This window comes from Ligilactobacillus agilis (genome assembly GCF_025311475.1).
Classification (GTDB): Bacteria; Bacillota; Bacilli; order Lactobacillales; family Lactobacillaceae; genus Ligilactobacillus; species Ligilactobacillus agilis.
Genome location: NZ_CP104397.1, coordinates 1,427,997 through 1,435,000, shown reverse-complemented (window position 1 = coordinate 1,435,000; position 7,004 = coordinate 1,427,997). Strand labels below are relative to the sequence as shown.

The window sequence follows — 7,004 nt, the reverse complement described above, 5'->3', positions numbered from 1 at the left end:
GCGGTGACGATGGCATGAAGGCTACACCTGTTCCCATTCCGAACACAGAAGTTAAGCTTCATAGCGCCGAGAGTAGTTGGAGGAACGCCTCCTGTGAGGGTAGGACGTTGCCGTGCGATTTGGAGGATTAGCTCAGTTGGGAGAGCGTCTGCCTTACAAGCAGAGGGTCACAGGTTCGAGCCCTGTATCCTCCATCATGAGTCGTTAGCTCAGTCGGTAGAGCATCTGACTTTTAATCAGAGGGTCGACAGTTCGAGCCTGTCACGACTCATAACTAAATATCATGCGGGTGTGGCGGAACTGGCAGACGCGCTAGATTTAGGTTCTAGTGTCTTTATGACGTGGGGGTTCAAGTCCCTTCACCCGTATACTATATGCCGACTTAGCTCAGTTGGTAGAGCATCTGATTTGTAATCAGAGGGTCGGGCGTTCGAATCGTCTAGTCGGCATATGCGGAAGTAGTTCAGTGGTAGAACATCACCTTGCCAAGGTGGGGGTCGCGGGTTCGAATCCCGTCTTCCGCTCTTACATTATGCCGGGGTGGCGGAACTGGCAGACGCACAGGACTTAAAATCCTGCGGTGAGTGATCACCGTACCGGTTCGATTCCGGTCCTCGGCATTTTGTTTTTTATATATGCACCCATAGCGCAACTGGATAGAGTGTCTGACTACGAATCAGAAGGTTGCAGGTTCGACTCCTGCTGGGTGCATTTAACGGGAAGTAGCTCAGCTTGGTAGAGCACCTGGTTTGGGACCAGGGGGTCGCAGGTTCGAATCCTGTCTTCCCGATAATATCGCGGTGTAGCTCAGCTGGCTAGAGCGTCCGGTTCATACCCGGGAGGTCGGGGGTTCGATCCCCTCCGCCGCGATTTATTATGGAGGATTACCCAAGTCTGGCTGAAGGGAACGGTCTTGAAAACCGTCAGGTGGGTCAAACCACGCAAGAGTTCGAATCTCTTATCCTCCTTATTTAGAAGGTCCATTGGAGTAGTGGTTATCTCGTCTCCCTGTCACGGAGAAGATCGTCGGTTCAAATCCGTCATGGACCGTTCAAAATACAGTTGTTATTTTGAAAAAATATGATATAATGTTTAAAGTATGGCTCGGTAGCTCAGTCGGTAGAGCAATGGATTGAAGCTCCATGTGTCGGCGGTTCGATTCCGTCCCGCGCCATTATGGAAGGGTAGCGAAGTCTGGCTAAACGCGGCGGACTGTAAATCCGCTCCTTCGGGTTCGGTGGTTCGAATCCACTCCCTTCCACCATAGGGATATAGTTTAAAGGTAGAACTACGGTCTCCAAAACCGTCGGTGTGGGTTCAATTCCTACTATCCCTGTTAGCAGTTTAATATTATGGCGGTAGTGGCGAAGTGGTTAACGCACCGGATTGTGGCTCCGGCACGCGTGGGTTCGATTCCCACCTACCGCCCTGTGATTGGGGTATAGCCAAGCGGTAAGGCAACGGTTTTTGGTACCGTCATGCGCTGGTTCGAATCCAGCTACCCCAGTAAAGGATTTGTTCCTTAATAAATGGCGGTATAGCCAAGTGGTAAGGCAGAGGTCTGCAAAACCTTTATCACCGGTTCAAATCCGGTTACCGCCTTTTTAGGCGTTAACATCATATCTTATGCCGGCGTGGCGGAATTGGCAGACGCGCTAGACTCAAAATCTAGTGTCCCTTGGGACGTATCGGTTCGACCCCGATCGCCGGTATTTTTAGAAACCGTTAGAAACAGTAAAGTCCGAGAAATCGGGCTTTTTTTGTAGTTACAGTTAAAAACAGTTAGAAATCGTGAAAAAGTTGTCCAATTGCTTGGGTGATTTTTGTAATTTGCGTTATTCTAAATCGAGGTATGTTGGAATGGAAGAAATAAACAAAACTAAAAAATATAGAATAGAATCTGTTTATTATGAATTTTCAGTTTTGAAAATTGTAGACGAGTATACTCATGAACAATATGAAAAAATTGCAGCTTTAAATTCTAAATGGTCTGACTATGATTTCGACAAAACAGATGGCTATATCTATTTTGACGACTTAGAAAAAGAACTTGTTCCACCGGAGCTCACACCAGCCGACAGGAAAAGGTTCATTGAGTATTTAGAAAAAGAAATTGAAGTAGTTAATAAGTAACATCGTGATATTTATAGGGATGAATTGATATAGTTAATTTGGAGGTGAGTAGAGTGTTAAGTAGAGAATTAGCTGAAAAATATTATTAAGAGCGAATTGATTCGGAGTCACGAAGACCTTTTTATACTGATGAAGAATTGAGGCTTCAAAAGGAACGTAAAAAAAAGAGAGAAGAATATAGAAAAAAATTATTGCAGGAGCAAAGTAAATAGCATTCAACCGTTTCAGTGGTTGGGTGCTATTTTTATACTCTAATTTAAGGAGGTGGTGTGACTATTAACTTTAAAGATTGAAAGGAGCAAGGATATGTCTAATCACAAGCAAAAGGTTGGAAATCAAACTCCTACTCAATCGGTAATTGCTCCATATCAAAAAATGTTAAGTGATGAGACCGTTACGTTTTACGAGCGCACCGGGTTATCATGTTATGAATGGCAAAAGAATTTGCTAGATCCAATTATGGCTGTTGATGAAGATGGCTTGTGGGTTCATCAAAAGTTTGGTTATGCCATTCCTAGACGTAATGGTAAAACCGAGGTTATTTACATAAAGGAAATATGAGTTTTGAAACACAGACTTAATGGTACGATATCAGTATTCCTCATTAAGGAAGTAAAGTGTAGGTAAAATTGCTAGCTGAGTTTCAAGGTGGGATTAATGAAATTTAGCTAGTTGAATGATATAATTTTTAGTGAATAGAGTTTAGAAACAACTTTCTAAACAGGATTAGGAAGGTAACAATGGCTATAACTACTTATGAAGAAGCACTTGCATTTATTCACGGACGGACGCAGTTTAAAAAGAGTCCCACACTAGATAGGATGAGGTACTTGGTTGAAAAGTTAGGTAATCCTCAGCTGCAGTTAAAAATGATTCACGTAACAGGGACAAATGGTAAGGGTTCGACGACAGCTTATTTGCGAGATTTATTAATGAGTCAGGGATTTAAAGTGGGAACATACACTTCTCCTTTTATTACCAGATTTAATGAACGGATTTCTGTAAATAGGCAGATGATTGCTGACAATGACTTGGTCGCGTTGGTAAATGAAGTTTATCCAGTGGTAAAGGAGCTGGATGCGGAGGGAATGGGGCCAACTGAATTTGAAATAATCACTGCCATCATGTTTACCTATTTTAGCAGGGTAAAGGTTGATTACGCTGTAATTGAAGTGGGATTAGGTGGCTTAAATGATTCAACTAATATCATAACCCCGTTGGTGTCTGTTATTACGACGGTTGCACTAGACCATGCGCGGTGGTTGGGAGATACGGTGACTAAGATTGCTTTCCATAAAGCAGGAATTATTAAGAAGCAAACGCCGGTTGTGGTGGGCAGGCTGCCTAAAGAGGCCTTAGACGTGGTGAAACAGCGTGCGCAAAAATTGCAGGCCCCACTTTATGAGCCGCAAAGTAATTACCAAGTTACTAACGATAACTACCATGGTTGGGGAGAAGCGTTTACCTACCGCTTTGGAGGTAAGACATATCGTTTGCAGTTACAGATGTTAGGTAGTTGTCAAATCGATAACGCTGCTTGTGCCTTAACGGCATTTTTGATTCTAGCGCATAAAGAAGGGTTTGTGCCAATTGGCAGGGAACTAAAAGCTGCTTTAGGTCGAACTACTTGGCCGGGCAGGTTTGAAAAGTTAACTTCGGAGCCGTTAATTGTCATTGACGGTGCCCATAACGAGGCTGCCAGTCTAGAGTTGAAAAAATTGTTACAAACGCGCTTTGCTGATATGCAGGTGAAAATTTTAATGGCAGTCTTAGCGGATAAGCAGGCTGATAAGATGATTGCTAACCTCGCCTCTTTGCCTAACGTTGAGTTAACGTTAACCACCTTTGCTGGTCCGCGAGAGGTAACCAGTTTAAAACATTATCAGGCTCATTTTCCCGATTTAAGGACCGAGGAAAATTGGCAAGCGGCCTTTCTAAAAATCATAAAAGAGCTAAATGGTGACGACATGTTGCTAATTACTGGTTCGTTATATTTTATTTCGGACGTTAGAAATTATTTTATAGAAGAGGGGTAAGTAGATGGACTTAGACTTAGTTTTATTTGACATGGATGGATTAGTATTTGATTCTGAGACAGTTTACTTTGAAGCTAATCAGATTGCGGCTAAGGAGTTAGGGTTGGCTAACTATACGTTTGACTATTATCAACAGTATATAGGTGCTGGTGATGATGCGATGGTTGCCGGGATGATTAGGGATTATGGTGATGAAAAAGTAGTTGCCCAATTTATGGAACGCAGCAAAGCCTTGGTTCACCCATTGGTTAAGCAGGGCGAATTAAAAATTAAGCCCGGATTCCATGAATTAGTTAGTTACCTTAAAGCAAAACAGACCAAAATCTACTTGGCTTCAAGTAACTTTATAAGCGAGATTAACTTTTTCCTTGAAAATACAGGCTTAAGTGGAACCTTCGATGGGATTATTAGTGCAGACGACGTTGCTAAGGCAAAACCAGCTCCAGATATCTTCTTGGCAGCGTGGGAAAAGGCAGGCTGTCCCCCTAAGGAAAAGTGTCTTGTCTTAGAAGATTCACTAAACGGCATTAAGGCTGCTAACAATGCGCAGCTACCAGTGGCAATGGTTCCGGATTGTATTGCCCCTAATGACTATGCCCGGCAAAATACGGTGGCAATCGTTGCTGACTTAGCCAAAATTAAAAATCTTTAATAAAGAATTGATTTACCTCCCCTTTGCGTATTTTAAAAGTGAGGAGGTTTTTTTATGTCATTAATTAATGTTTACCCTAAAAACTATTTACAGGCCAAAGTGGCTAAATTTTCAAGCGCAGCTTTAACGGACAGGGAGTTGTTAACCTTTTTATTTGAACAACATTATTCGCAAAATAAAAGCAAACAGTTAGTGGATAAGTTTTTTAAAGAGTATGAAAGTTTAGGCTACCTGGAATATTTTACGCTGACCGATTGGCAAAAATTTTTAGCAGACGCTGATAAAGCCGCCGTTTTTGCAAGTCTATGCGAATTTGCACGGCGGTACCGGTCGCAACGTCATTTGAATTTAGGACAGATATATTCGAGTAAGGAGGTAGGAGAATTTTTAATAGAACGCTTGGGGGCTAATAAACAAGAGTGCCTGGTGCTATTGGTCTTAGATAATAAAAATCAGCTCTTAGATATGAAGACCATTTTTAAAGGAACCCTCAATTCCTCGCTAGTTCATCCACGCGAGATTTTTAATTTTGCACTTCGTTACAGTGCCGCCCGCTTTATGGTGGCCCATAATCACCCGAGTGGTAACTTGCAGCCGTCGCAAAATGATTTAGCAATGACTAAGAGGTTACAGCAAGCGGGGGAGATTATGGGCATTGAGTTACTTGACCATATTATTGTCGGCAATGATAATTATCTAAGTATGCGTGAAGAAGGAATTATTAACTAAAAAGCTGTTTTTTGTTGAGCAAGTATGATAAACTTTGAAATGATTTAGTATTCAGAGGTGCAAGTTAATGTTAACTGGAGTAATTGATACATTCGAAACAGAAAAGGGCTACGGTTTTATTAAACCAGATGATAGTCGTGACAAGGTTTTTATGTACTACACGGCCTTAAAGCAAGGCGACTTCAAGACCTTAAGTCCCGGACAAAAAGTCAAGTTTTTAATTATGGAAGGGAAAAAGGGTCCGCAAGCCGTGATGGTTGAATTGATTGATTAAATAAGATTTAAAGTAATCATTAAGATTAACCGTAAACAGCAACAAGTAACTTTAAATCTTGTATGCTAAGGACTATAGTAAAATAGTCTGAACGATATTTAATAAAGTATGGTATAATTTTACTATATTGTGAATTTAAAGGCCATAATGGCATGTGAAGGGATGAAATTAACGTGTTCGGAATCGGAACAAAAAATATTGGAATTGATCTTGGGACAGCTAATACAATTGTCTACGCAGAAGGTAAGGGGATTGTTTTACGTGAACCATCTGTAGTAGCTAAAAATACTAAAACTGGTGAAATTGTATCTGTTGGTTCAGAAGCACGCGATATGATTGGGCGGACACCAGGAAGTATTGTCGCAATCCGACCAATGAAAGACGGGGTTATCGCTGATTACGATACTACGGTCGCAATGATGAAATACTACATTGAAAAGGCATGTGGTCGCAGGGCAGGCAAGCCTTACGTGATGGTCTGTGTTCCAAGTGGTGTAACTGAAGTTGAAAAGCGGGCCGTAATTGATGCAACTAGGGTTGCGGGTGCCCGGGACGCTTATGTTATTGAAGAACCATTTGCTGCAGCGATTGGGGCAGGGCTTCCAGTTATGGATCCAACTGGGAGTATGGTAGTTGATATCGGTGGTGGTACAACCGATGTTGCAACTATTTCTTTAGGTGGCATTGTGTCTAGTCGTTCAATCCGGATGGCTGGTGACAAGATTGATGAGTCAATTATTTACTACGTACGTAAGAACTATAACTTGTTAATTGGTGAACGGACAGCTGAACAATTGAAGATGGATGTTGCTTCTGCCTCCGTAGAATTTGCTAAGGAATTAGATAGTCAAACGATTCGTGGGCGTGACTTAGTAACTGGTTTACCAAAGACTATCGAAATCAAGGCAGAAGATGTGGCGACTGCTATCCAAGAAGTAGTTGAAGAAATTATTACCGCGATTAAAGAAACACTTGAAGAAACATCTCCTGAAATTGCAGCCGACGTGATTGACCACGGGATTGTCTTAACCGGTGGTGGTGCACAATTACGTCACTTACCAGAAGTAATTGCAGAAGCTACTAAGGTACCCGTTTTTGTTGCTTCAGAACCATTAGATTGTGTTGCAATCGGAACTGGTGAATCACTTAAGAGCATCGACGTTATGAAGAAAAAATAATA

At 41.9% G+C, this 7,004-nt stretch carries 6 protein-coding genes, 18 tRNA genes, 1 rRNA gene and 1 pseudogene (1 of these 26 only partly in view); all 26 read left to right on the top strand.

Annotated elements, in window-relative coordinates; genetic code table 11:
* Positions 1-116: ribosomal RNA gene (gene rrf / locus N4597_RS07235) — 5S ribosomal RNA — on the top strand (it extends 1 nt beyond the left edge of the window).
* 5 nt (positions 117-121) lie between these two features.
* Positions 122-194: transfer RNA gene (locus tag N4597_RS07230), tRNA-Val, on the top strand.
* A 4-nt stretch (positions 195-198) separates the two neighbouring features.
* Positions 199-271, top strand: a tRNA-Lys gene (locus N4597_RS07225).
* A gap of 14 nt (positions 272-285) precedes the next feature.
* A tRNA-Leu gene (locus N4597_RS07220) sits at positions 286-368 on the top strand.
* Between the two features lie 8 nt (positions 369-376).
* A tRNA-Thr gene (locus N4597_RS07215) sits at positions 377-449 on the top strand.
* 3 nt (positions 450-452) lie between these two features.
* Positions 453-524: transfer RNA gene (locus N4597_RS07210), tRNA-Gly, on the top strand.
* A gap of 10 nt (positions 525-534) precedes the next feature.
* Positions 535-620 (top strand) — tRNA-Leu (locus N4597_RS07205).
* A 17-nt stretch (positions 621-637) separates the two neighbouring features.
* A tRNA-Arg gene (locus tag N4597_RS07200) sits at positions 638-711 on the top strand.
* A gap of 5 nt (positions 712-716) precedes the next feature.
* A tRNA-Pro gene (locus tag N4597_RS07195) sits at positions 717-790 on the top strand.
* Positions 791-796: 6 nt separating this feature from the next.
* Positions 797-870: transfer RNA gene (locus tag N4597_RS07190), tRNA-Met, on the top strand.
* Between the two features lie 8 nt (positions 871-878).
* Positions 879-968: transfer RNA gene (locus tag N4597_RS07185), tRNA-Ser, on the top strand.
* Between the two features lie 9 nt (positions 969-977).
* Positions 978-1,050, top strand: a tRNA-Asp gene (locus tag N4597_RS07180).
* Between the two features lie 51 nt (positions 1,051-1,101).
* Positions 1,102-1,174: transfer RNA gene (locus N4597_RS07175), tRNA-Phe, on the top strand.
* Between the two features lie 4 nt (positions 1,175-1,178).
* Positions 1,179-1,264, top strand: a tRNA-Tyr gene (locus N4597_RS07170).
* Position 1,265: 1 nt separating this feature from the next.
* Positions 1,266-1,336, top strand: a tRNA-Trp gene (locus N4597_RS07165).
* A 19-nt stretch (positions 1,337-1,355) separates the two neighbouring features.
* Positions 1,356-1,428: transfer RNA gene (locus tag N4597_RS07160), tRNA-His, on the top strand.
* Between the two features lie 7 nt (positions 1,429-1,435).
* Positions 1,436-1,507, top strand: a tRNA-Gln gene (locus tag N4597_RS07155).
* Between the two features lie 24 nt (positions 1,508-1,531).
* A tRNA-Cys gene (locus N4597_RS07150) sits at positions 1,532-1,602 on the top strand.
* Positions 1,603-1,628: 26 nt separating this feature from the next.
* Positions 1,629-1,712 (top strand) — tRNA-Leu (locus N4597_RS07145).
* A gap of 148 nt (positions 1,713-1,860) precedes the next feature.
* Positions 1,861-2,133, top strand: coding sequence for a glycine reductase (locus N4597_RS07140; RefSeq protein WP_094129987.1), 273 nt, complete (start codon positions 1,861-1,863; stop codon positions 2,131-2,133).
* A gap of 306 nt (positions 2,134-2,439) precedes the next feature.
* Positions 2,440-2,691: pseudogene (locus N4597_RS07135) on the top strand (terminase); the annotation flags it as partial.
* 182 nt (positions 2,692-2,873) lie between these two features.
* Entirely contained in the window at positions 2,874-4,169 is a 1,296-nt protein-coding gene (locus N4597_RS07130) for a bifunctional folylpolyglutamate synthase/dihydrofolate synthase (RefSeq protein ID WP_260903144.1), read from the top strand.
* Positions 4,170-4,173: 4 nt separating this feature from the next.
* Positions 4,174-4,821, top strand: a complete 648-nt coding sequence (locus N4597_RS07125) for an HAD family hydrolase (protein ID WP_167589534.1) — start codon at positions 4,174-4,176, stop codon at positions 4,819-4,821.
* Between the two features lie 54 nt (positions 4,822-4,875).
* On the top strand, positions 4,876-5,550 hold the full coding sequence (gene radC, locus N4597_RS07120) for a RadC family protein (RefSeq protein WP_082618675.1): 675 nt from the start codon (positions 4,876-4,878) through the stop codon (positions 5,548-5,550).
* A gap of 67 nt (positions 5,551-5,617) precedes the next feature.
* Entirely contained in the window at positions 5,618-5,824 is a 207-nt protein-coding gene (locus tag N4597_RS07115) for a cold-shock protein (RefSeq protein ID WP_056976466.1), read from the top strand.
* A 173-nt stretch (positions 5,825-5,997) separates the two neighbouring features.
* Entirely contained in the window at positions 5,998-7,002 is a 1,005-nt protein-coding gene (locus N4597_RS07110) for a rod shape-determining protein (RefSeq protein ID WP_050612514.1), read from the top strand.
* Positions 7,003-7,004: the final 2 nt, after the last annotated feature.

What these genes read in the sequence shown, in the direction of transcription:
- N4597_RS07140 (WP_094129987.1), top strand. Translation starts at nt 1,861, where the DNA reads ATGGAAGAAATAAACAAAACTAAAAAATATAGAATAGAATCTGTTTAT.
- N4597_RS07130 (WP_260903144.1), top strand. Translation starts at nt 2,874, where the DNA reads ATGGCTATAACTACTTATGAAGAAGCACTTGCATTTATTCACGGACGG.
- N4597_RS07125 (WP_167589534.1), top strand. Translation starts at nt 4,174, where the DNA reads ATGGACTTAGACTTAGTTTTATTTGACATGGATGGATTAGTATTTGAT.
- radC (WP_082618675.1), top strand. Translation starts at nt 4,876, where the DNA reads ATGTCATTAATTAATGTTTACCCTAAAAACTATTTACAGGCCAAAGTG.
- N4597_RS07115 (WP_056976466.1), top strand. Translation starts at nt 5,618, where the DNA reads ATGTTAACTGGAGTAATTGATACATTCGAAACAGAAAAGGGCTACGGT.